Origin of the sequence: Enterococcus sp. DIV1083b (assembly GCF_051713705.1) — a bacterium.
Classification (GTDB): domain Bacteria; phylum Bacillota; class Bacilli; order Lactobacillales; family Enterococcaceae; genus Enterococcus_D; species Enterococcus_D casseliflavus.
The window spans coordinates 2,620,380-2,643,808 of the sequence record NZ_JBIOQJ010000001.1 but is presented as its reverse complement, the minus strand read 5'-3'; the positions used below and the strand labels follow the sequence as shown (position 1 = coordinate 2,643,808).

Genomic DNA, 23,429 nt, shown 5'->3' with positions numbered 1-23,429 from the left:
TATGATGAAAAAAAAGTAAAGGAAGTTCATCATGACGAATAAGTTTCAAGATAAAAAGAAGGTCGCTTTGCCTCGTTATCAGCAGATTGCCGTGGCGATCGCGGAACGAATCGTTGAAAATCGCTACCAAGTTGGGCAAAAGATCCATGCGCGCTCAACGTTAGCCAGCAATTTCAATGTCTCTCCTGAAACAGCCCGCAAAGCGATCAATGTATTAGTTGATTTAGAAATCATGGATGTCCGTCATGGCAGCGGCGCCTATATTGCTTCAAAGGAAAAAGCACAGGCCTTTGTTGAACAATACCAAGATGTGCAGTCGATCCAAGAAATCAGACAAGACATTTTAGACAGTGTGGAGCGGCAGCAGCAAGAGCTGGATAATTTTTCTGACTTGTTGAACATGTTAGTGCAGCAGACCAAAAAGGTACACCATATGAGTCCGTTTGTGCCCTTTGAACTTCAGTTGACGGAACAAGCGCAGCATTTGGAAAAAAGTATCAATGAATTGAATATTTGGCAAGCCACAGGGGCGACGATTATCGCAATCCAAACAACCGAAGAATTGTTGTTGTCACCAGGACCTTATGCGAAATTCAGTGCAGGCAATACGATTTATTTTGTCGGAAATGAACTGGCGTTGCAGCGCATGACCAATTTCTTCTATCCAACGGACCATTCAGCGTAATTCTTTTTCCTGATTCCCATGCTTTTTTTGCAAAAGAAAAAGCATTGGGAAATTTTTTTTTGACAAAGTGACCACATCTTGTTAAGATAGTATGGTCACTTTCGTGAAATTTTTCAGAAAAAGGAGTATTAATCATTTGAGTAAAGTTAAAGTGGAACACTTAACCAAAATCTTCGGCAAGAAAAAGCAGCAAGCTCTAGCCATGGTCAAAGAACAACGCAGCAAAAACGAGATTTTAGAAAAAACGGGTGCCACCGTCGGGGTCTATGATGTGAACTTTGAAGTCAACGAAGGCGAGATTTTCGTCATCATGGGCCTTTCTGGAAGCGGGAAGTCAACATTGATTCGACTATTGAATCGATTGATCGAGCCGTCTGGCGGAGATATTTACATAGATGGCGTGGATGTTGCCAAAATGAGTAAAGAGGAACTACGAGAAGTTCGCCGTCACAAAATCAACATGGTTTTCCAAAGCTTTGGCCTTTTCCCTCATCGGACAATTTTAGAGAACACAGAATACGGACTAGAAGTCCGTGGGGTCTCGAAAGAAGAACGAACAGCGAAAGCGGAAAAAGCATTAGAAAACTCAGGATTGCTTTCTTTTAAAGACCAATACCCTGACCAGCTGTCTGGAGGGATGCAACAGCGTGTGGGACTTGCCCGTGCGTTAGCCAATGATCCAGAGATCCTCTTGATGGATGAGGCCTTTTCAGCATTAGATCCGCTGATTCGCCGTGAAATGCAAGATGAACTTTTAGAATTGCAAGCCAATGTTCAAAAAACGATTATCTTTATCACCCATGATTTGAACGAGGCCTTGCGGATCGGTGACCGGATCGCTTTAATGAAAGATGGTCAGATCATGCAGATCGGTACAGGAGAAGATATTTTGACGAATCCTGCCAACCAATACGTGCGTGATTTCGTGGAAGATGTCGATCGTTCCAAAGTCTTGACTGCGCAAAACATCATGGTCCCAGCATTGACGACGAACATCGAGATCGATGGACCAAGCGTAGCATTGAACCGGATGCGGAAAGAAGAAGTCAGCATGCTGTTAGCCGTCGACAAACGTCGTCACCTAAAAGGAAGCCTGACAGCCGAGTCTGCTCGTGAGGCACGGAAAAACAATCTGACCTTGAAGGAAGTTATTGATAAAAATGTTAAAAAGATCGATAAAGATATGCTGGTAACGGATATCTTCAATTTGATCTATGATTCGCCTACACCTTTAGCTGTGGTAGAAAACGATCGTTTGATCGGAGTCGTGATCCGCGGAAGTGTGATTGAAGCATTGGCTGAGACTGATTCAGCCGCTCAAGCAGAGGAAGGGGTAGTGACAAATGGATAATTTCTTACAACATACGATTCCGGTGGCTGATTGGGTCGAAAACTTTACTGATTGGCTAACAGGAACTTTTAGTGGATTGTTTTCAGCCTTACAGTCTTTCGGACAATTTATCATGGACGCTATTACAAATGTATTACTGTTTGTACCACCGTTATTAATGATCGTCTTATTGACAGCTGCTGCCTTTTTCGTTTCACGCAAAAAATTCGGCTTGCCAGCCTTTACTTTTGTCGGGTTGCTGTTCATCTATAACCAAGGGTTATGGACAGACTTGATGAACACCGTGACGTTGGTCTTGTTGTCGAGTTTGGTTTCGATCATCATTGGGATTCCACTAGGGATCTTAATGGCGAAAAGCGAAAAAGCGCAAAGTATCGTGACGCCGATCTTAGACTTTATGCAAACGATGCCTGGTTTCGTTTATTTGATTCCTGCGGTTGCTTTCTTTGGGATCGGGATGGTTCCAGGGGTCTTCGCCTCAGTGATCTTTGCTCTACCACCAACCGTTCGGATGACGAACTTAGGGATTCGCCAAATTTCTCGTGAATTGGTGGAAGCCTCTGATTCCTTCGGTGGGACTGGCTGGCAAAAACTGATCAAATTAGAATTGCCACTAGCCAAAAGCACTATTTTGGCTGGGGTCAACCAAACCACGATGCTGGCATTATCAATGGTCGTGATCGCGTCAATGATCGGTGCTCCTGGGTTAGGGCGCGGCGTCTTGTCCGCCTTACAACGAGCACAAGTCGGTAACGGATTTGTCAGTGGGGTATCCTTAGTTATTTTGGCGATCATCATGGATCGCTTTACCCAGAATTTGAATCGTTCGGCACATCAAAAAGCAGCCAGCAAGACAAGTCGCAAACAAAAACGTCTTTTTGGCGGGATTGCTGCAGCGGCAGTCGTTGCTTTGATTGGAGCATCGTTTGCCTTTGGAAATGTTTCTGACAGCAAAGGCACGGTGAACTTGGCGTATGTCGAATGGGATACGGAAGTTGCATCTACCCATGTGGTGGCAGAAGTTTTGTCGCAAATGGGCTACGAAGTCAATACGACGCCTTTGGATAATGCCATCATGTGGGAATCGGTGGCAAAAGGGGAAGTTGACGGGATGGTCGCTGCTTGGCTGCCATCTACGCATCAATCCCAGTATGAACAGTACCAAGACCAAGTTGAAAACTTAGGTCCTAACTTAGAGGGGGCAAAACTGGGGATCGTTGTACCAAGTTATATGGATGTAGATTCCATCGCAGACCTTTCTGACGAAGCTGGAAAAACCATCACTGGTATCGAACCAGGCGCTGGTGTCGTAAATGCAGCGGAAAATACGGTTGCAACGTATGACAACCTTTCCGATTGGAATGTCGCTACCTCTTCTTCAGGAGCGATGACAGTGGCATTAGGCCAAGCCATCAAGAACCAAGATGAGATCGTTATTACTGGCTGGTCTCCACATTGGATGTTTGCGAAATATGATCTGAAATATCTGGATGATCCAGAAGGAACAATGGGTGAAGCAGAAAGCATCAACACTGTTGTACGCCAAGGATTAGCAGATGACATGCCAGAAGTCTACGAAGTACTTGATCGTTTCAACTGGACACAAGAAGACATGGAAGAAGTCATGTTAGCAATCAATGACGGAACGTCAGCCGAAGATGCAGCCAAAGATTGGGTAGCCAATCACCCAGAAGAAGTTGCTGCTTGGACGAACTGATGTCTAAAAAAGAACGACCGCAGATTGAAGCGGTCGTTCTTTTTGTTGTTTAAAATACTTAGGTTCATAACGAAAGACGAGGGGATGATTTTTGCAAAAGATCGAGCTTTTGTGCAGGTTAAGCAAAACGATGAAAAATCGGCTGCATCTGTTCAAACGTACAGAGCTTAGTAAATCCTAATGACCGTAAAAGATCTTGTCCCTCTTTGATTTGAAACCCGAGGTGCTCTGGTTTATGACTGTCGCTGCCGATGGTTATCACACTTCCCCCCAAGTCACGATAAAGCTTGAGGATCTCGATCGATGGCGTATACCCGTTGATTCCGTAACGGTGGGAAGAGGTATTCAGTTCAATGCCTTTGCCATTTTTGATCACGACTTTCAAGATCTCTGCTATTTGTTCTTTCGTTTGTTCAAAAGCGTCCTTCTCTTTATCTAAATAACGACGAATCAAATCCATATGGGCTAAGACGGAATACTCTTTATATGTCGTGACTAGCTGATACATTTCATCATAATAGCGCTCGTAGCATTCCTGTTGGCTGCGTCCTTTTTGAAATTCTCCAGTCCAAAATTCTTGATCGTCTACCTGATGAACGGAAAGTAAAATGAAGTCAAAGGGATGCGAATGATAAAGACGGGTAAATTGTGGGATCGTGTGCATTTGTATCCCAAATTCCAGCCCAGTTTTTAGCTTGATTTGGTCACTGTATGTTTCCTTTAAGCGTGCCAGTTCGTTAAAATACAAGTCGTAGTAGACATTTTTTACAACTTTATTGGCCCCGACGAGGTACGTATCCGTCGCTTGCCAGTCTTCTTTGACTCCATAATCCACATGATCGGTAAAGCAGATTTCTGCTAAGCCTAGTTTAATGGCGTCTTTGACTACATCTTCCATCAAATACCAAGAATCATCGCTGTAATCACTATGGACGTGATAGTCTGTAAAAATCATGGCGTCTCCTTTTGTTTCGTTATTTTTGCTGCTTCTGCCAGTCTGCTCGTTTTTGATGATAGAGCTGGGCGGCAGTTTCCCAATGTTCTTTGTCAGCCGGCTGAATCTCACGGATCACACGGGCTGGATTGCCGCCGACGATCGTATTCGGCGGCACATCTTTTGTGACGACGGAACCAGCAGCGACGATGGCATGTTTGCCGATCGTGACACCTGGTAAAATCGTACTATTGCCCCCGATCCAAACGTAATCTTCGACGGTGATCGGGAGACCAAATTCCAAATCTTGACTGCGGACCACAGAATCGATTGGATGACCGGCGGTATAGAAGCTGACCCGTGGTCCCACCATCACATGATCACCAATCAGAATCTTATTGACATCTAAAAAAATGCAATCCATATTGGCATAAAAGTGATCACCAATCTCAACATGGCGACCATAATCAACAAAAAGGGGTGGCTGGACAAAGCAATGCTGCCCAAATTTGCCAAAGAGTACTTTTTCTTTGGCGATGATTCCTTCTCGGTCATCGACTGGTAAATGGTTGATTTCCTGGGCCCGTTTTTTTCCCTCCGCTGAACTATTCTCAGGGAGAATGCCAGCAGCTTGATACAATTGACCAGCCAACATCGCTTGATAATCAAAGTCTTCTTTCATTGCAAAATCCTTTCTAAGACGGTAAATCGTCGGTGGTTAATTCAATCAAATTGCCTTCGGGGTCTTGGACAACTGCTTCATAATAGCCATCGCCTGTTGTACGAGGACCATTTAAAAGAGGGTAGCCATCTTCAACAAACCGTTGAGCGTACCGATCGACGTCAGCTTGATCACCAACTGCTATCGCAAGGTGAGTGTAGCCTAAGCTTTCACTGACACGAGGGCTTAAAAATTTCTTGGTCGTTAATTCTAACCGACTGCCAGAATCAAAGGTCAAAAAATAGGACTGAAAGCCTGTTTTCGGATTATGGTATTTTGGGTTGCTGACCGCTTGAAAGTAGGTTTCATAAAATGTCCTCATTTTTTCCAAATCATTGACATATAGTGCGATGTGTTCAATTTTCATTATCGACAACTCCTTTAATAAGCAACATAGATCGTTTTTTTTTTTGAACTTAGTAAACTTTGTTTAATAAGTTGCTTCTATTATACCTTTGTTAACAAAATTAATAAAGATATATTCCCAGCTTTTTATCTGTTAAAATAGGAGCGTTGAGGGGGAGAAAAATGAAAGCTTATCAGCCAACGACCATTAAATTACATAATCAGGCAGTATTGCTGGATTTGCTAAAACAGCAGCAAGCGCCTATGACCAAGCGCCAACTGGCAGATGCCTCTCAATTAAGCGTGGTAACGATCAACAAGCTGCTTCCTGAATTGATTGAAAAGCAGTTGCTTTTGACGACGGATCAACCGCAACGAACGGGAGGACGTCAAGCTGCGGCTTACCAGTACAATGCGCAACGGACACTGTTGTTGATCATTCAGTTTATCGAAGAAGACCAGCAGATCGTGATTCGTTTTTCAGTCGTCGATCTCGTCGGGAACATTTTGCATCATGAGCAGTCAGCAGAGGGCCGATTGCCGCAGTTCTTGCAAGTGATTCGTCAGATAAAACAGGAATACCCGAAAATCAGCTTGGCAGTCGTGGGAATTCCTGGTGTGGAAATTGCTGGAAGACTGAAGATCATGGATGCTCCAGCATTTAAGGACATGGCGCTAGGGGAATTGATTGAAAAGGAGATCGCTGTAAAAACGCTTATTGAGAATGACGTGAATGCTGCGGTATTTCATTTCAAAGAAGAGAAAAAAATCGTGGCTGGCATTTATTTTCCGAAAAATTATCCGCCAGGTGCGGGACTGGTCATCGACCAACAGCTCTTTAAAGGAGCCAACCATTTAAGTGGCGAAATCAAGCATTTGCCGCATCTCTACACGGCTTCTTACCCTTTGGCAACAGAGGCGATCCCAGAACAAGTGACTGCCACTCTTCAAGCGATCGTGGCAGTGACGGACCCGCATCAAGTCATTTTGTTTTTGCCCTCTGAATGGCAGGCGCTCGTGTCGCGCTCCTTTTTGGAAAAGCAGCTGGCAGCAGTGTTTCAATATGGCGTCTTGCCAAAATTACACTTTTCCGATCGGTTTTCAGAAAATTATTTGGCTGGGTTGATCACGATGGGAATCGAAGCAGCTGGCTTAGGGCTTTGATTCCTAGCATTCAACTGGTACTGAGGACAAAAACTGCCGCTGCTTCCTTTATTCAGAAGTAGCGGCAGTTTTTTTGAAAATACGAGAACTCACAGCTTGGCGAGTTTCTGTGCTTTTTCGGTATTCGCAAAATGCAGTTTGGCATATTGGCCTAATAGTGCTATGCCACCCTGCTGCAGTAATTTTGCTGCAACTTGATCAGCAGCTGCGTGGGCGCCAGAAGGCAAGCGCAAACCGACTTCTTTAGAGGCTGCATCTAATTCATCCAAAAAGACTGTACGACATAAAATAGAGGCTGCCGCTACTGCTAAATGATATTGTTCACCTTTCGTCGCAAAATAGAGCTTTTCAGTGACCGCTACTTGTTCCGACTTTAAATAGGTGCGATAATTTTTTTCGCTCGTGAACTGATCGATCAAAATGGCATCTGGTGTCTCAGGAGCAATCTTTTGCAAAAGCAAACGAATGGCTTGATTATGCAAAGCAACTTTCATTCGGACTGTGTTGTATTTTGGTTGGATCTCGTTGTATTTGCTGGGCGTGACGGTGAGCAATTGGTAAGGAACCAATTCTTTGATTTTCGGCGCCATCTTACGGATCTCTGGATCTGTCAGCATTTTTGAGTCCTTGACTCCTAAAGCTTTCAGCTGTGGTAATTGCTCTTTTTTTGCATAGACGGCACAGACCACCAAAGGACCGAAATAACTGCCATTACCGACCTCGTCACTGCCGACGACGCTTTTTTCGCTAAATCCTGCTGGCAACGCAGTGGATGAAACAGTCGCTTTTTTCTTATCTGGTACAGCACTTGCCGTATCGCCCCATAAGGAAGCTTCTTTTTCAGCAGTCGCTCCTTGGAACATGACTTTTCCTGACGTATAAGCAGTGATCGTCGTTGGCCCTTTTTTGGCGACAAACACTGTATAAGGAACTTTCTTAGCTAGCAAATCTCGTTGGTAAAATTGCTGCATCTTTTGGATAGTTGAAGTTGGTACTTTGATAACGATCGTACTCATTTGATTCCTCCTGATTTTTTGTCTTTTTTTAGGTAGACAAAAGGATACTTTAAGATTTTACCATACTTCTTATTCTTTTTTACTAAGACGATCAGCAAACAAACGATTGGCATGGAAATTCATAAGAAAATCACGTATAATAGTTAAGAGTTTGCGACACATGTTCAATAAGTGATAGAATAGAGCAGAATGTAAGCAATGGGAGGAAATATTCCTATGACGGAGCAAAAGAAACGCTATAAAGCAGTTATCGCGAATCAAAGTTACACGATTATTGGACGCGAAAGCAAAGAACACATGGATATGGTGACAAGATTGGTCAATGACCAACTGCTTGAGATCATGCAATTATCGCCACAAACCGATCAAGAACAAGCGTCGATCTTATTAGCGATCAACGCTGTTTCCGACCAGCTGAAAAAACAAGAACAGCTGTTGGTCCTACAAAAAAAAGTGGACGAGTTGCGGGGACAAGCCATTAAAGCAACGGAGCTTGAGAATCGCATCAAGCGGATCGAAGCGATCGAATCCGAAGCACGGAAAGTTCTCGATGAGACAGGTCGCAGTGATGTGGAGATCCATAATCATGTGGAAGCACAACAGATCTTAAATGAACAAAGGAAACGAAAAATTCAAGAAAAGACAGCCCATGGGTAGTGCGGCGTAGAAAGGATTCCTAAATGATTGGATTATTTGTCTTGGTTTTGTTGTTGGCAGCCTTTTATGGCGGCGCGCGGCGCGGAACCAGTTTACAATTGGTCTCAGTTTTGGGCTATTTGATCTCTTTTTTCTTTGCAGTTGCGAATTACCAAGAAATTGCGAAAAAAATTGAGCTCTATGTTCCTTATATGTCAGTAACGGCGGATTCAAAGTTAAAATACTACGATATGGAACTGGCTTTAGATTTAGACAAAGCCTATTATGCGGCCATCGCTTTTGTGATGGTGCTCTTTGCTGGTTGGCTGATCACCAAACTATTAGTGATTTTTGCAGACAGTTTGCGTTACAAACGGCTACGTTTTTTAGGTGGTTATGACTGGGCAGTTGCGGGTGTTTTGAATGTCATCTTGATGTATATCAATTTGTACATGTTTTTCATGATTCTCTCAATGATCCCGTTTGCCACGATTCAAAATCTGTTTGAAACGAGCGGAACTGCGAATTTCATCGTTGATCGGTCGCCGATTCTCTCAGATTACTTCTATCGATTGTGGATCACAGATGTGATTGGGTAAAAAGCAGGCAGATGGTTGCAGAGCCATTCTGCCTTTTTCTTAGGAACAAAAAGTTAAAACAAAGCAGGTGAGAAAAGAATGAATACTAAGATCCTTGATGTTTTAGGATTTGAACAAGTAAAGAGTCAAATTGGTCAGTATATTGTAACATCCCAAGGAAAAGAAGCCTTAGCAAAGCTTGCGCCATCAAGTGATGCGCAAGTCATTTCCTCTTGGCTAGCAGAAACAGAAGACGCGATCAAGATCCAACGTTTAAGAGGCGGAATCCCTGTACCAAAGATTGAGAATATTCGTCCCCAAATGAAACGGATCGAAATTGGCGCCGATTTAAACGGCATTGAGTTGGCACAAGTTGCCCGTGTCTTATCAACTACGCAGGAATTGAAACGCTTTTTTGCTGATTTGTCTGAAAGCGAGATTGAATTTTCCCGCTTGTATCACTGGGAAGAACAGTTGGTGTCTTTGCCAACCTTGAATCGACGCTTGAAAGAAGCGATCGATGAGGATGGCCGAGTCACAGATGATGCCTCTCCAGCACTACGTGGAATTCGGCAATCGATCCGACGAGCAGAACGGACGATTCGCGAGACATTGGATGGCATCGTCCGAGGTGGCAATGCAAAGTATCTAAGTGATACGATCGTAACCATGCGAAATGAGCGTTATGTGATTCCAGTCAAACAAGAGTACCGAGGTGTTTTCGGCGGGGTAGTCCACGACCAAAGTTCCTCTGGTCAAACCTTGTTTATCGAACCGAAACAAGTAGTGGAACAAAATAACCGTTTGCGCCAGCATCAAATTGCGGAACGGGATGAAATTACACGTATTCTAGCAGAATTGTCAGCAGAGTTAGCCCCATATCAAAGAGAGATCCTCCATAATGCGTATGTGATCGGGATCATGGATTTCATGAATGCCAAGGCTCGTTTTGGAAAAGAGATGAAGGCAATCGTACCAGCGATCAATCAAGACAACCATGTCTTTTTTAAGCAAGCACGTCATCCATTGATCGATCAAGAAAAAGTCGTTCCTAACGATATTACGATTGGAAAAGACTATCAAGCCGTTGTCATTACTGGGCCGAATACGGGTGGGAAAACCATCACCTTAAAAACATTAGGGCTATTGCAGATCATGGGCCAAGCTGGTTTACCAATTCTGACAGAAGAAGAAAGCCAAATGGGTGTCTTCAATGAGATTTTTGCGGACATTGGGGATGAACAATCCATTGAGCAAAGTCTATCGACCTTTTCTTCTCATATGACGACGATCGTTGAAGTGTTGAAAAAAGTCGACGAGACAAGCTTAGTTCTCTTTGATGAATTAGGCGCAGGAACCGATCCTCAAGAAGGGGCGGCACTAGCGATTGCGATTTTGGACGAACTTGGGGCTAAGTCGGCTTATGTCATGGCGACGACCCATTATCCTGAATTGAAGGTTTATGGCTATAACCGATCCAATACGATCAATGCCTCTATGGAATTTGATGTTGATACCTTAAGTCCGACCTATCGCTTGTTGATCGGGGTTCCAGGACGAAGCAATGCGTTTGAGATTTCGAAAAGACTTGGCTTGCCAGAGACGATCATTGATCAAGCCAAAGAGATCATGGATGGAGAAAGCCAAGACCTGAATGAAATGATCGCTGATTTAGAAAATCGAAGAAAAATGACGGAAACCGAGTATCTTGAAGTCCGTCATCATGTAAAAGAAGCGGCCCGCTTGCACCAAGAGCTAGAAGCAGCCTATAGTTATTTCTTTGAAGAACGTGAAAAAGAATTGGCGAAAGCTCGGCAAAAAGCCAATCAGATCGTTGAAGAAGCCAAAGAAGAATCTGAAAAAATCATTGCCGATATTCGTAAAATGCAGTTAGCCGGCGGTCAAACGAAGGTCAAAGAACACGAGCTGATCGACGCGCGCACCAAGTTATCAGGGCTACAGCAAGAAGAACATCTGCAAAAAAACAAGGTTCTGCAAAAAGCCAAGGCAGCCAAGACACTGAAAGAAGGAGACGAAGTGCTCGTAACTTCTTATGGGCAGCGAGGAGTCTTGTTGAAAAAAGCAGGCAAAAATCAATGGCAAGTCCAAATCGGTATTTTGAAAATGAATTTGCCAGAAACAGATCTCCAACCAGCAGCGCCAGTGAAGGAGCCTACACAGCGTATCGTCAATACGATTCGTTCTGCTGACAGCAGTCCAGTGGTCAATCAGTTGGATTTACGCGGTAAGCGGTACGAAGAAGCCCTCAATGAAGTGGATCAATATTTGGATGCGGCGATTTTGGCAGGCTATCCGCAAGTGACGATCGTCCACGGAAAAGGAACCGGCGCATTGCGTCAAGGGATCACTGACTACCTAAAAAACCATCGCTCGGTGAAAAGTTTTGAATTTGCGCCAGCAAATCAAGGGGGCAATGGGGCGACCATTGTGAAGTTTAACTAATCGTTAAGACCCCTTACCTTTTGTAAGCAGACGATTTTAAAAAACTTCCGATACGTGGTATACTTTTTTTAGTTTTAAAAATGGAGGGGAAGTACGATGGCAAAAGAAATTACTGATAAAACTTTTTCAGAAGAAACCGATAAAGGCTTAGTCCTTATTGATTTTTGGGCAACTTGGTGTGGTCCATGTCGGATGCAAGCGCCGATCTTGGAACAATTAGCGAATGAATATGAGGAAGACGAATTGAAGATCGTGAAAATGGATGTGGATGAAAATCCTGAAACACCAGCTTCATTCGGGATCATGTCTATTCCAACTTTGTTGTTGAAAAAAGACGGCCAAGTCGTTGATAAAGCAATTGGGGTGCATACAAAAGATCAATTGAAAGCTTTAGTTGCGGAACATATGTAATAGAAGAAACGTTTTTGAAGCAATAGCCGAAAGTGGCTATTGCTTTTTTTATTTTGGGGACAAAGTCTTTGAAGAATGCCTTTGACGTTTCTAACTTCTACTCTTTGTTCCATGCACTGCTGCTGGGGTTCACTCAATTGCTAACGAGAAAAGTGAGAATGAACATTAAGAAAGCAGTCATTCTCCAGCAATGTTAGCAGATCAGAAAAAAAAGATTGACGCTGGTTATATCATTCGATAATATATCATTAAGTGATATAGCTAGTGGGACGGAGGAATCAAATGGATGAGGCATTGACAGATTCAACCTATTTGATTTTATTAGCGCTTTTAAAGCCGAAACATGGGTATCTCATCATGAAACAGATCCATGAGCTAAGCCAAGGGACGTTTGAGATTGGTCCCGCAACGATGTATACGATTTTAAAGAAGCTGACGAAAAAGGGGTGGATCGATTTAGAGGAGAGCGTTGACCGAAAAAAAATCTATCAGATTACACCAGAAGGAAGACAAGTTCTGGAGAGAGATATTCAACGGCGCAAATTATTTTATCAAATCGGAGAACAGGTTTTCGAAGCGTTAGGGGGAGAGCAAGATGGGCATCAATAAGAAATACCTTCTTTCACTTGGTGTAGCCTATTACCCAGAAAAGGAAATGGTTCGTCTGCAAAAACAAGCGTCGTTAGGGTGGCACTTTGTGAAGATGAATCGGTTAGGGTTTTTGAAGTTTATCAAAGGAGACCCAGAAACGACCAAATATGCAGTAGACTTTTTCGAAGGAGAGCCCTCTGAGATCGTTGATTACTTAGCGATGTATCAAGCAGGAGGCTGGACTTATATCAGCAATTATAAAGATCGCTATTTTTATTTTAAAGCGTCTCCTGACACACCAGCGATTTTCAGTGACCAAGAAAGCTATCAAGAACGGATCGATAATGAAACACGGTATTTAATGAAAAAATCGATTCTACTTTCGGTGATCAGTTTAGTGATATTAGCAGCAATTTATTTTCTGATCCGTTATTTCAATATTCGCACAAATCCATTTTGGTCCTTTGGACTAGGATTGATTACGGGGCTGGTGTTTATCCCGATTGGGGTAGGATTGACCACGATCCTGATGAAATTCTTATATAAAAATCGAGCAAGTTATTACAATGAACCAGAGAAACTGGCGAAGCGTCAACGAGTGATCCGCGATACCGTCATCTTGATGTTTGTCGGAGCGATCATTGGCGCCGTTATCGGCTTTTTCTTTAGTGATATATTTTATTAGATAGGGAAGGTGAGCATGTGTTAGAAGCAAAACAATTAGTAAAAACATTTGGCGATTATACAGCAGTCGATCAATTGTCCTTTACCATCAATGATGGACAGATCATGGGCTTGATTGGTCAAAATGGTGCTGGTAAAACGACGACATTCCGATTGATCTTGGATTTCTTGAAAGCCGATCAAGGGGAAGTATTGTGGGATGGCCATAAAATTAGTGAAAAAGAATACAATGTTATCGGCTATCTGCCAGAAGAACGCGGCTTGTTTCCAAAAGTAACGATTGAAGATCAATTGATCTATTTCGCGCGGTTACGAGGCAAGAAGAAAGAAGAAATCGTACCAAAAATCGACTATTGGATGGACAAATTTAAAGTCAAGGGCAAGAAAACCGATAAAGTCAAATCGCTATCAAAAGGAAATCAGCAAAAAGTTCAGCTGATCTCAACGTTGATCCATGAACCAAAATTGGTGATTTTAGATGAACCATTTAGTGGGTTAGACCCCGTCAATGCAGAACTGTTGAAAAATGGGATCATTGAACTGAAAAAAAATGGCTCATGTGTCATTTTCTCCAGTCATAATATGGATAATGTGGAAAAAATCTGCGATCACTTGATTATGCTGCGGGATGGTCAAACTGTCTTAAACGGAAAAGTTCATGAAATTCGTGAATCCTTTGGGCGGACGAAAGTCTATTTAGAATCCAACTTGACGAAAGAACAGCTCTTGGCAGTGGCAGGTGTCGAGGAAGTTCTTGCCAGAGAAGATGGCAGCTATGATATTACGATCGCTGATCCTGCAGTAGGAAAAACCTTATTTGATTTAGCAACGGCGGATGGTTATATCCCTATGTTCAATCAACAACCGCCAACGTTAGAAGAAATCTTTAAGCGGAAGGCGGGAAAAATAAATGAGTAAGTTTTGGGTAATCGCATTAGATGTTTATAAAAAAAATATCAAATCAATTTCGTTTTTGATTATGATTCTCGTGCCATTTATTGCAACGGGGGCATTTTATCTCATTGGTTATTTTGCTGATGGTATGAACAGTGTCGACAAAATTGCCGTTTATGCGAATGAACCAGCCATTGCGCAGACCTTTGTGGACCAAAGCGGCGATGATTTTGAATTTGAAATTGTTGACAGCGAAGAACAAGGGCAGCAACAGATGGCAGACAAAGATGCTGATGCTTTGTTACTTATTACTGCTTCTGGGGATACGCTGCAAGGGGAATTATTAAGCGAGTCCTCGATGGGGCAAGCTTTAGAGCTGACGATCCAACAGTTATTGACGGGTTTGCAGTCTTCCTATAGAGCTAGTGAGCTTGGCTTGACTGCTGAGCAAGTGGCAGTCCTTAGTGAAGTCGCACCGCTTGATCGTCAAAAAGTTTCCTTCGGTGAAGATGGCGAAATGACTTATGGGGAAGACAATACCGCGATGCAATCACTAGTAAGTATGATCGCAACAATCATCCTCTTTTTCTTTATCATTACTTACGCACAGATCATTGCACAAGAGATCGCTTCTGAAAAAGGAACACGCATCATGGAAGTCATTTTGTCTAGTACACGGGCGCAAATCCATTACTATGCCAAATTGACTGGTGTAATCATGGTTGCAGCGACCCAGCTAGTTGCTTATGTTGCGATTTTTGGCGGGAGCTATTTCTGGATCAAGGATAACCCAATGGTAAAAGACTTGTTGGCAAACTTTTCGACAGATGGCATTTTTGGTCCCTTCCTGGTGTTTGCGATCGTTTTCGTCTTCTTAGGAATTTTGATCTACTCGGTCTTGTCAGCCCTTTGCGGGTCGTTAGTGAACAAAGCAGAAGATACGGCGAAAGCCATCATTCCAGTAACGTATCTTTCATTAGGCGGGTATATGCTTGGAATCGTGCTAGGCGGTATGGATCCTCATAACGTGGTCTTGCGAGTAACTTCCTATGTACCATTTTTATCTTCCTTCATTATGCCAGTACGGCTTGCTAATGATACAGTGGGTATCGGCGGTGCATTGATTTCAGTAGGGATCCTTGCTGTTACCACAATTGTCCTGATGCTGGTTTCTGCAAAAATGTACAAATCAAATGTCTTGATCTATAACGACAATGGCATTTTAGCAACGTTGAAACAATCACTAGTGTTAATGAAAAACGAGAAATAAGCAAAACGCCCGATCCTTTTCGTGATCGGGCGTTTTTTATTCGCTAAAATCTAGAAAACAAGGGGCAAGACTTTAGAATTCCTGCACAAAAAAGTTGAAGATCGATTGCTCAGAAGGCAGCTTGTGAGCGGCTAGCTCAGGATGCCACTGAATGCCTAAGATCGGTGCGCCATAGGCAGTGGATTCAATGGCTTCAACGACACCATCAGGAGCGGTGGCAATCACGTTGAAATCATCCGCAACTGTTTTGACCGCTTGGTGATGAAAAGAATTGACGTGATAGGTTGTGCCTAAAAGAGCAGCCAAACGACTGTCTGCCTTGATTTTTACCCGATGTGTAGGGAATTGAAAGAACGTCGGCAATTGCACGTGTTTGATCGTTGGGTGATCGATCAAAGAGAGATCTTGGTACAAACTCCCACCAAATGCGACATTGAGTAACTGCATGCCGCGGCAGATGCCAAAGATCGGTTTGTTTTGAGCCACTGCTTCTTTGATCAATGCCAATTCAAAGACATCACGATCAGGATGAATGCCTTGAATCAAGGGATGAGGATCTTCGCCATAGTGAACAGGGGAGACATCGTGACCACCGGCTAACAATAGTTTATCGATTTTGCTGATGTAAGTTGCAGCATCTTCCACGACACCCATTGGTAATAATAGGGGAATGCCTTGGGCTTGTTGGATATGGGTCACAAAATTTTTGGGTGTATAGGACAACCAATGTTCTGCTTCTTCAATCATTGGTCGTTCATTAGCAGCGATGCCGATAATGGGTTTCATTTGATCAAACCTTTCTACTAGTAAATGAATCGAAAAAGAAAAAAGGACACGAGGTCCTTTTATCGATCACCTTCGCTTTATTTTTCGCGAATAACTTCGATTTTGTAGCCATCAGGATCTTTCACAAAATAGTAAGAAGGAGAAGTTCCTGGGAGTCCTTTCAGGTCAGTGACATCAAATCCAGCCGCTTGGTGCTTCTCATGAAGCGCTTCTAGATCATCGGTACTGATGGCGATATGGCCATAGCCGTCGCCTAACTCATAGCCAGGATGGTCATAGTTATAGGTCAACTCTAGCTCGTAATCATCACCAGGCAAAGTTAAGTAAACCAAAGTAAATTTATGTTCAGGAAAATCACGACGGCGAGATTCTTCAAAACCAAAGGCAGTTTGATAAAAATCTAGAGAAGCCGTTAAGTCTTTGACGCGGACACATGTGTGAGCCATTTTCATGGGTAAATCATCCTTTCGATCTTGATAGTTGTATGATAACATATTTTCTCTTTTTGTAACGAATAAAAGACAACCGAGCGTTATTTCCAGCTTGTCCAGACTATTGGCATAGGGTAAAATGGAAAGAAAGTGTTGGTGGAGGGAATCATGCCAGAAAAGGAAATTGTGTTCGGGGAAAAAGAAGCGGGGAAACCATACAAATCAAGATATGGGGCGTATGTCGTTCTTCCAAACGAAAAAAATGAAGTGATCTTGGTGCAAGCACCCAACGGCGCATACTTTTTGCCCGGTGGTGAAATTGAGCCAAATGAGAGCAAAGAAGAAGCGATCCAACGAGAATTGATTGAAGAACTTGGATTTGAAGGGGAGATTGCTGAGTATCTAGGGGAGGCAGTTGAATACTTCTATTCGCGCCATCGCGATACATTTTACCATCACCCGGGCTATTTCTATTTAATGACACAGTGGAAAAAAGTTTGCGAACCGACAGAAGAAACCAATCAATTGTCTTGGCACACGCCAGAAGAAGCGATCCAACGATTGAAACGCGGCAGCCATAAATGGGCAGTTGAACAGTGGTTGGCAAAATAAAAAAGTCAGGTTTCCGATAAAAAGGAAACCTGACTTTTTTGCACTTAGTTATTTGTTAAAACATACTTGTTGATCACTTCTGCTACACCGTCTTCTTCATTTGAAGCGGTGAGGACAACTGCGGCATTTTTCACGTTTTCAGTAGCATTGGCCATCGCCACACCGATACCAGCATATTCCACCATGGTTAAATCATTTTCATTATCGCCGATCGCCATGACTTCTTCTTGTTTGATGCCTAAGTGCTCCGCCAATTTTTTGACAGCAGCTCCTTTATGGGCTTGTTTATTTAGGACTTCCAAGAAGTATGGAGCACTTTTAACCACATTGTAGTTGTCGGTCAAACTGCTCGGCAATTGTGGGATGATCTGATCCAGTATTGCGGGATCATCGATCATCATCATTTTGATGATATTCAAGTCAGCAGTCATTTCTTCTGGTGTCCGATATTTCAATGGCATGTTGACTAAGAAGGCTTCATAAATCGTGTAAGGACTGATATCGCGGTTAGCGGTATACATGGTATCCTCAGTTTCTACATGAAGGTGAACCCCTAATTTTCTCGCAGTCATCTCAACAAAGAGATAGTCATCTTGGGACAAGCCGAATTCAGAGATGATCTCTTGATTTTTGGTTTTTTGAACCAAAGAGCCATTGTAGGTAATCACGAAATCATTGTCCGTAAATAAGTCTAGTTCCTTCAATAAATCTTGGACACCAGTTAAGGGGCGTCCCGTACACAAAACGATGCGCACGCCTTGTGCTTCTGCGTCTTTTAATGCTTTGTAAACTGCTGGAGTGATCTTGCGGTCGTTGTTCAGCAGGGTACCATCGATATCGATGGCGATCAGTTTGATACTCATAAGTTCCTCCTAGTGGCTTGGTTTGATCAAAGCACCATTGCGAATGTGCTTGGCAAACTCTTGATACGTCTCTCCAAATAAATCATAGTGATTTTGGATGTTGGGGTCAATCATTTCTTTTGGAAAATAAAAGCGTTGGTCACCTTGGGTTTGTCCCGCTAAGGCTGCAACAAGTTGACTGGCTTGGGATAATTCTACAAGGGAACCATCTTTTTCCTGTAATTCGATCTGTGTCCGATGCTTACCAGAAGTTGGTCGATAAAAATCATAAGGCAGATCGAAGCTTGAATTGATGGCAGTATAGTAGCGGGGATTGAAGCCGACTTTTTCCACCAATCCCTGCATTTCTTCAATCATCGGCAACTGCGTCTCATCGTCAAAGCGAGCGGATTTCAACGGTTTACGATTTAAGAACCGCTTGGCTAAATCGCTGAGGATCGGATCATTCTCTTCCGTCCATTGGGTAAAGTAGGTATTCAACACGCCATCGTCGAGTTTCAAGTATTCATCTAAAGTGAATTCTTGTTTTAAAAATGGGAGAAGCAGTTGCGAATGGCTTTGAAACATTTCCTGATCCACTTGATAAAGTTCTGCAGCACGATCCAGCAAGTGGGCTAAGATCACTTCCATCCCTCGAGAACTCGCATGGAAATAAACTTGCACATACATTTGGTAACGACTGACGATGTAGTCCTCCACAGCGTGCATGCCATTCATAGAAAAAGCAATACCGCCTTCGTACGGACGAATCACTCGTAAAATTCTGGTCAGATCAAACGTGCCGTATTCAGTGCCGGTAAAATAAGCATCGCGCAGCAAGTAGTCCATCCGATCAGCATCGATTTGACTGGAAATCATTTGAACGACTTGGGGATTTGGATAGGTTTTAGTGATGACACTTGCCACTTTCTCAGGAAATCCAGCCTCCACTCGGTTCAATATCTGATGAACTTCCGTTTCAGGAGAAGTGATGATCGCCACTGTGATGGCTTCATGGTCTGTATGGAAAATATGCTCAAAGGTGTGGGAGTATGGACCATGGCCCACATCATGAAGCAATGCTGCACACAAGGTCACTAAACGCTCCTTATCATCCCAGCCGTTCGGTCCAACTTTTTCAATCGAATAATTGCGTTGGAAAATATCGCAAATGCGGCGGCTGATTTCATAAACCCCCAAGGAGTGAGAAAAGCGGCTGTGTTCTGCTCCGTGAAAGGTGAAAGAAGCAGTCCCTAGTTGTTTGATTCGTCGCAAACGCTGCACTTCTTTGGAATTGATCAAGTCTAAAATCACTTGGTGCTGCACATGGACATAGTTATGAACAGGGTCACGAAACACTTTTTCTATCGCTAAGGTTTGATATTTATATGGTAGGCTCATCGCTAAACTCCTTTATTGGGTGATTTCGCTTTTCCATGCCAGCTAAGCGTTGCTGCATTTGTTCGCTAAGGTCATTTTCTGAAAGCCATTGATCCAGTGACTCAAGCGGATATAGGGATTGGTCTGTGATCAAGAAAAGCAGGGCTTTTTGCAAGCGGTCAATCACCTCTTGTGTGGTAAACTTACGGCCGAGAGCCGCTTCTAAAGTGGCCATGCTCGCAGGATTGACGGCTGGATAGCCATCCGTACCAAAGCGCTCTTTTAAACCTGCTTGGTAAAAACGACGAACGAGAGAGCCGCGGGCTGGTTGGTCGCCATTGATGCTCAGATACATCATGACAGCCACGCCGTCTTTGATCCGTCGTTGTGCTGTGCCAGCAATTTTTTTTCCGTCAATACTCAGGTCATAGGTGCCTGGGCAGTACGAGTCAGCAATTTCATAAGCCAAAATTGTCCGCTCAGGAAAGGCTGTTTGCATCAATGTCGCCATCATTTCATAGGCTGCATCCGTAGTGGCAGCCAAATGTTTAGGGAAAATGAGGGAGACATTCAAAATACCGGCATCATTGATGACCCCAAGCCCGCCTGAGTTGCGGATGATCGAGTCATAGCCAGCTTCTTTCAAAACCTGCAGACCATCTATCAAAAAAGGCAGCCGGGTATCTTTCATTCCTAAAATCATCGTATCGGACAACTGCCAAAAATGACAATAAACTTGTTCAAGTTTGCCAGCAGCTTCGGTGGCAACATCGGTGAAAGCAAACGGCTCATAAGGATTGTGGATACGTGGTAAGGTTTGATCCATTATATAGATAGTCAAATCGGTTAAACTCCTTTAAAAATACCTGTTATCCTTATTATATACGATTCTTGGAAAATTACTTGGAGAAAAGAATGAAAGCTTGCTTTTGTTTTCGTTTTTTATTTTCAATGAAGAAATAGACCAAGGAGAATCAACTGAAATGATTGACAAACGAATGAAAAAAAGCAAGAATGAAACTGAAATCTTCAAAGGAGGCACACGTACATGCAAGAATTATCAAAAGGAATCCCAATCTCAATTCATTTAACAACCAATGTACGTCAAGCAGGGGAAACAGAGAACTTTCTGTTTGATCTGCAAGGACAAGCAGTCAAGATCGGTGATACCTTATATATCCGTTACAAAGAGATCCAGCCAGATGGCACCGACGTTCCTGTTACGATGAAAATCATGCCAGACGGATTGATTCAATTGATTCGCTCTGGGGAAATGCGCATGCGCTTGAAATTTTCTTATAAGGAACGTTTAGAGACGAGCTACCAAACCCCGTATGGCTTGATGATGTTCCACACCTTCACCAATCACCTGCACGTTAGCTTGAAAGACCGTCCATACTCGGGAAAGATCGATATCGATTATGACTTGTTCATGGCTGCTGACAAAGTCGGCGAATACAAACTGTCTTTAGAATTTACCGCTTGATCAAAGGGAAATTGAAAGAAAAAATTGCAATTTGAGCCGTAATTTTGTATGATTAGGAGTAGACTGTGAAAGGACGTGTCCCGTTTGGAAATTAATGTATTTGAAGGTGTAAATAAAAACGAATTGTCGATGATTGAAGTTGCCCATGCGATTTTAGAGCAGCGCGGTGACGTGATGGATTTTTCTGATTTGGTCAACCAAATTCAAAACTATCTTGAAACTTCAGACAGCGAGATTCGTGATTCATTGGCGCAGTTTTATACAGACTTGAATATCGACGGTAGTTTTATTTCTTTAGGCGACAATCGTTGGGGCTTACGTTCATGGTACGCCATTGATTCGATCGATGAAGAAGTCAACCATGGCATCGAAGACGAGGATGAAGATACACCACGTCGTCGCAAACGTAAAAAAGTCAATGCCTTTATCAACGATGATGAAGACGCAATCGATTATAACGATGATGATCCTGAGGATACTGATTTGTCAGATGACGAAGAAGATGATCTCTTTGATGATGATGATGACGAGGATGAAGAAATCTCGGCATACAATTCAGACTTGCAAGAAATCGGCGCCGACAATAGCACCGATGATGAAGAAGAATTACCTGACAGCATTGAGGAAGATCTAACCATTATCGATGACGATGATGAAGATGATTTTGCGGATGAAGAGGAAGAAGAGGAGTAATCCTCTTCTTTTTTTCGCCTTATGGCTGCAAGCAGCGTTTAATCGTTGAAGGACGATTTCGTCTTCTTACATAGATATAAATAAAAAAAGGAACCGCGTCAGCGGTCCCTAAGTGCTTTTGAATTATTGATTTGAATCGAGTATACTTGTAACGAAAAGAAAAAACGCGCCTTGAGGGAATCGAACCCCCGTCTCAAGAACCGGAATCTTACGTGATATCCACTACACTAAAGGCGCGAAGCACAAATATTAGTTTAACCAATTTCAGTGAAAAAAACAAGAGGTAGAATGATGAAATTTCAACAGCAATTTTCACAACAACAAAAACAGACGCAAAAGCTTGCTATGACGCAGAAATTGCAGCAATCGATCCAAGTGCTGCAATTTTCCGCAGACGAATTATTGTCCTTCATAGATAACCAAGCATTAGAAAATCCATTGATTGATCTGGGGGAATATGATTCGCCCATCACACCAAGCAAAAGCAATGGCTCATCAGAACAATTGATGGATTATTTAAGCCAGATCCCTGACCAGCATACGTCTTTATTCGAATACCTCATCGATCAAGTGCATTTAAACTACCGAGATACCTTCTTGCGGACGATCGTTTTATTTTTAGTCGAGTACATTGATTTAAACGGCTTTTTGACGATTGATCTGGAAGAAGCTGGAAAACTTGTTGGTGGGACCCCAATCCAAATGCTCGATGCCTTGACCTTGATCCAGCAGCTAGATCCAGCAGGCGTCGGTGCTCGTGATCTAAGAGAGTGTTTGATGCTGCAAACGGAAAGAGATGACTATGCGCCGCCAATGGCTTATCTCATTTTAGAAGAATTCTTCACGGAAATGGCAGAGCGCAAGTGGGACAAAATCAGCAAAGCGCTGCAGATTCCATTAACTGAGATTCAAAAGGTCTTTGATTATGTTCAAACATTGACCCCCACACCAGGGGCGGCGTTTGGGTCGACCGATGGGCTTTACATCGTTCCTGACCTGCGAGTGACGGTTGAAAAAGGACAACCGATCGTGAAATCAAACAAGCGCGCCTTACCAGAAGTTCGCTTTCAGCAGCAGTATTTTGATCAATTGAAGCAAAGTGGTGATCCAGAGGTCTTAAGTTATTTAGACAATAAAGCCCAAGAGTTCGAGTGGCTGAAAAAGACCTTGCTGCAACGAGGGGATACCATCTATCGTGTCGGGGTGCAGATCGTTGCGCGGCAAAAGGAGTTTTTCACTCAACCAGATCGACCATTAAAGCCATTGGTTTTAAGAGAAGTTGCCGAAGAATTAGGAATTCATGAATCAACGGTCAGCCGGGCAGTCAATGGGAAATACTTGGAGACCTCCTTTGGGGTGTTTGAATTAAAACTATTCTTTGGACAGAAAGTTTCGACACAAGAAAGCGGTGATGACCTGACGACGGCATCGATCAAACAGCAGCTAAAGGCACTGATCGATGAAGAAAACAAAAATAAACCATTGTCAGATCAGAAGTTGACAGATGCCCTCAAAGCCCAGGGCATCGATATTTCCAGACGAACGGTGGCAAAGTATCGTGAAGCTATGAATATCCCAGGTTCTTCCAAGCGGAAACGATTCGAGTAAAGCAAAACGTACTATTAACGAGTAGGAAAGGCAGCAAAGCCTTTCCTTTTTTTATCGATCCTTTCCTCTTTTTCAAATTATGACAATTTTATGAAAAGCAAGATTTTGTGACTGAAATAGTTGCGTATCAA

At 43.0% G+C, this 23,429-nt stretch carries 25 protein-coding genes and 1 tRNA gene; 16 read left to right on the top strand and 10 right to left on the bottom strand.

What is annotated here, in order from left to right; translation table 11 throughout:
• Positions 1 to 31: 31 nt before the first annotated feature.
• The 3 genes from IGI69_RS12345 (at position 32) to IGI69_RS12335 (ending at position 3,753) form a co-directional block, all read left to right on the top strand.
• Entirely contained in the window at positions 32 to 685 is a 654-nt protein-coding gene (locus tag IGI69_RS12345) for a GntR family transcriptional regulator (RefSeq protein ID WP_061053152.1), read from the top strand.
• Between the two features lie 136 nt (positions 686 to 821).
• The gene (locus IGI69_RS12340; protein WP_005228609.1) at positions 822 to 2,036 is read left to right on the top strand and encodes a quaternary amine ABC transporter ATP-binding protein; all 1,215 of its coding nucleotides are present in this window, start codon (positions 822 to 824) and stop codon (positions 2,034 to 2,036) included.
• Positions 2,029 to 3,753, top strand: coding sequence for an ABC transporter permease/substrate binding protein (locus tag IGI69_RS12335; RefSeq protein ID WP_005228611.1), 1,725 nt, complete (start codon positions 2,029 to 2,031; stop codon positions 3,751 to 3,753). Before IGI69_RS12340 ends, IGI69_RS12335 begins: the two co-directional genes overlap by 8 nt.
• A 118-nt stretch (positions 3,754 to 3,871) precedes the next feature.
• Here the strand turns inward: IGI69_RS12335 and IGI69_RS12330 are convergent, their stop codons facing one another.
• Genes IGI69_RS12330 through IGI69_RS12320 form a run of 3 tightly spaced genes read right to left on the bottom strand, consistent with a single transcriptional unit; the run spans position 3,872 to position 5,775 of the window.
• The gene (locus IGI69_RS12330) at positions 3,872 to 4,708 is read right to left on the bottom strand and encodes a histidinol-phosphatase HisJ family protein (RefSeq protein WP_005228616.1); all 837 of its coding nucleotides are present in this window, start codon (positions 4,706 to 4,708) and stop codon (positions 3,872 to 3,874) included.
• Positions 4,709 to 4,727: 19 nt separating this feature from the next.
• A complete protein-coding gene (locus tag IGI69_RS12325; RefSeq protein ID WP_438740976.1) occupies positions 4,728 to 5,369 on the bottom strand; it encodes a sugar O-acetyltransferase in 642 nt (213 codons plus the stop codon).
• 13 nt (positions 5,370 to 5,382) lie between these two features.
• Entirely contained in the window at positions 5,383 to 5,775 is a 393-nt protein-coding gene (locus tag IGI69_RS12320) for a VOC family protein (protein ID WP_016619764.1), read from the bottom strand.
• A 161-nt stretch (positions 5,776 to 5,936) separates the two neighbouring features.
• Between IGI69_RS12320 and IGI69_RS12315 the strand changes: the two genes are divergently transcribed.
• Positions 5,937 to 6,917 carry an ROK family protein gene (locus tag IGI69_RS12315; RefSeq protein WP_016608796.1) on the top strand — a complete coding sequence of 327 codons (981 nt, stop codon included), beginning with the start codon at positions 5,937 to 5,939 and terminating at the stop codon, positions 6,915 to 6,917.
• A gap of 89 nt (positions 6,918 to 7,006) precedes the next feature.
• Here the strand turns inward: IGI69_RS12315 and rnhC are convergent, their stop codons facing one another.
• Positions 7,007 to 7,933 (bottom strand): ribonuclease HIII, encoded by a 927-nt coding sequence (gene rnhC / locus IGI69_RS12310; protein ID WP_005228632.1) that lies wholly within the window; start codon positions 7,931 to 7,933, stop codon positions 7,007 to 7,009.
• 216 nt (positions 7,934 to 8,149) lie between these two features.
• Here rnhC and zapA point away from each other — a divergent pair, with 216 nt between their 5' ends.
• The 8 genes from zapA to IGI69_RS12270 all read left to right on the top strand — a co-directional run bounded on the left by zapA (position 8,150) and on the right by IGI69_RS12270 (position 15,460).
• Positions 8,150 to 8,590 carry a cell division protein ZapA gene (zapA, locus tag IGI69_RS12305; protein WP_005228634.1) on the top strand — a complete coding sequence of 147 codons (441 nt, stop codon included), beginning with the start codon at positions 8,150 to 8,152 and terminating at the stop codon, positions 8,588 to 8,590.
• 23 nt (positions 8,591 to 8,613) lie between these two features.
• Positions 8,614 to 9,168 (top strand): CvpA family protein, encoded by a 555-nt coding sequence (locus IGI69_RS12300; RefSeq protein ID WP_005234314.1) that lies wholly within the window; start codon positions 8,614 to 8,616, stop codon positions 9,166 to 9,168.
• Between the two features lie 78 nt (positions 9,169 to 9,246).
• Positions 9,247 to 11,610 (top strand): endonuclease MutS2, encoded by a 2,364-nt coding sequence (locus IGI69_RS12295; protein WP_438740973.1) that lies wholly within the window; start codon positions 9,247 to 9,249, stop codon positions 11,608 to 11,610.
• A gap of 96 nt (positions 11,611 to 11,706) precedes the next feature.
• On the top strand, positions 11,707 to 12,021 hold the full coding sequence (trxA, locus tag IGI69_RS12290) for a thioredoxin (protein ID WP_005228645.1): 315 nt from the start codon (positions 11,707 to 11,709) through the stop codon (positions 12,019 to 12,021).
• 282 nt (positions 12,022 to 12,303) lie between these two features.
• The gene (locus IGI69_RS12285) at positions 12,304 to 12,630 is read left to right on the top strand and encodes a PadR family transcriptional regulator (RefSeq protein ID WP_010749815.1); all 327 of its coding nucleotides are present in this window, start codon (positions 12,304 to 12,306) and stop codon (positions 12,628 to 12,630) included.
• Positions 12,617 to 13,297 (top strand): DUF2812 domain-containing protein, encoded by a 681-nt coding sequence (locus tag IGI69_RS12280; RefSeq protein ID WP_010749814.1) that lies wholly within the window; start codon positions 12,617 to 12,619, stop codon positions 13,295 to 13,297. The genes IGI69_RS12285 and IGI69_RS12280 overlap by 14 nt, the downstream gene beginning before the upstream one ends.
• A gap of 17 nt (positions 13,298 to 13,314) precedes the next feature.
• Positions 13,315 to 14,214, top strand: coding sequence for an ABC transporter ATP-binding protein (locus IGI69_RS12275; RefSeq protein ID WP_438740970.1), 900 nt, complete (start codon positions 13,315 to 13,317; stop codon positions 14,212 to 14,214).
• Entirely contained in the window at positions 14,207 to 15,460 is a 1,254-nt protein-coding gene (locus IGI69_RS12270; protein ID WP_005228656.1) for an ABC transporter permease, read from the top strand. The genes IGI69_RS12275 and IGI69_RS12270 overlap by 8 nt, the downstream gene beginning before the upstream one ends.
• A 72-nt stretch (positions 15,461 to 15,532) precedes the next feature.
• Here the strand turns inward: IGI69_RS12270 and IGI69_RS12265 are convergent, their stop codons facing one another.
• The gene (locus tag IGI69_RS12265) at positions 15,533 to 16,246 is read right to left on the bottom strand and encodes a gamma-glutamyl-gamma-aminobutyrate hydrolase family protein (protein WP_015510190.1); all 714 of its coding nucleotides are present in this window, start codon (positions 16,244 to 16,246) and stop codon (positions 15,533 to 15,535) included.
• 77 nt (positions 16,247 to 16,323) lie between these two features.
• Positions 16,324 to 16,698 carry a lactoylglutathione lyase gene (gene gloA / locus IGI69_RS12260; RefSeq protein WP_005228659.1) on the bottom strand — a complete coding sequence of 125 codons (375 nt, stop codon included), beginning with the start codon at positions 16,696 to 16,698 and terminating at the stop codon, positions 16,324 to 16,326.
• Positions 16,699 to 16,845: 147 nt separating this feature from the next.
• On the opposite strand from gloA, the gene IGI69_RS12255 reads away from it, so the two are divergent.
• Positions 16,846 to 17,289, top strand: coding sequence for an NUDIX hydrolase (locus IGI69_RS12255; protein WP_005228661.1), 444 nt, complete (start codon positions 16,846 to 16,848; stop codon positions 17,287 to 17,289).
• Positions 17,290 to 17,333: 44 nt separating this feature from the next.
• Here the strand turns inward: IGI69_RS12255 and yidA are convergent, their stop codons facing one another.
• The 3 genes from yidA to IGI69_RS12240 are packed head-to-tail and all read right to left on the bottom strand — an operon-like array spanning position 17,334 to position 20,337.
• Entirely contained in the window at positions 17,334 to 18,152 is an 819-nt protein-coding gene (yidA, locus tag IGI69_RS12250) for a sugar-phosphatase (protein WP_438740967.1), read from the bottom strand.
• A 9-nt stretch (positions 18,153 to 18,161) separates the two neighbouring features.
• On the bottom strand, positions 18,162 to 19,532 hold the full coding sequence (locus IGI69_RS12245; RefSeq protein ID WP_010749809.1) for an HD domain-containing protein: 1,371 nt from the start codon (positions 19,530 to 19,532) through the stop codon (positions 18,162 to 18,164).
• Positions 19,516 to 20,337, bottom strand: a complete 822-nt coding sequence (locus IGI69_RS12240; RefSeq protein WP_438741535.1) for a lipoate--protein ligase family protein — start codon at positions 20,335 to 20,337, stop codon at positions 19,516 to 19,518. The genes IGI69_RS12245 and IGI69_RS12240 overlap by 17 nt, the downstream gene beginning before the upstream one ends.
• A gap of 222 nt (positions 20,338 to 20,559) precedes the next feature.
• On the opposite strand from IGI69_RS12240, the gene IGI69_RS12235 reads away from it, so the two are divergent.
• Both IGI69_RS12235 and rpoE read left to right on the top strand, forming a co-directional pair.
• A complete protein-coding gene (locus IGI69_RS12235) occupies positions 20,560 to 20,997 on the top strand; it encodes a DUF1934 domain-containing protein (protein WP_005228669.1) in 438 nt (145 codons plus the stop codon).
• 84 nt (positions 20,998 to 21,081) lie between these two features.
• The gene (rpoE, locus tag IGI69_RS12230; RefSeq protein WP_005234347.1) at positions 21,082 to 21,690 is read left to right on the top strand and encodes a DNA-directed RNA polymerase subunit delta; all 609 of its coding nucleotides are present in this window, start codon (positions 21,082 to 21,084) and stop codon (positions 21,688 to 21,690) included.
• Positions 21,691 to 21,855: 165 nt separating this feature from the next.
• Here the strand turns inward: rpoE and IGI69_RS12225 are convergent.
• Positions 21,856 to 21,927, bottom strand: a tRNA-Arg gene (locus IGI69_RS12225).
• 51 nt (positions 21,928 to 21,978) lie between these two features.
• On the opposite strand from IGI69_RS12225, the gene rpoN reads away from it, so the two are divergent.
• Positions 21,979 to 23,298: an RNA polymerase factor sigma-54 gene (gene rpoN / locus IGI69_RS12220; protein WP_176323943.1), complete on the top strand. Its 1,320-nt coding sequence runs from the start codon at positions 21,979 to 21,981 to the stop codon at positions 23,296 to 23,298.
• Positions 23,299 to 23,429: the final 131 nt, after the last annotated feature.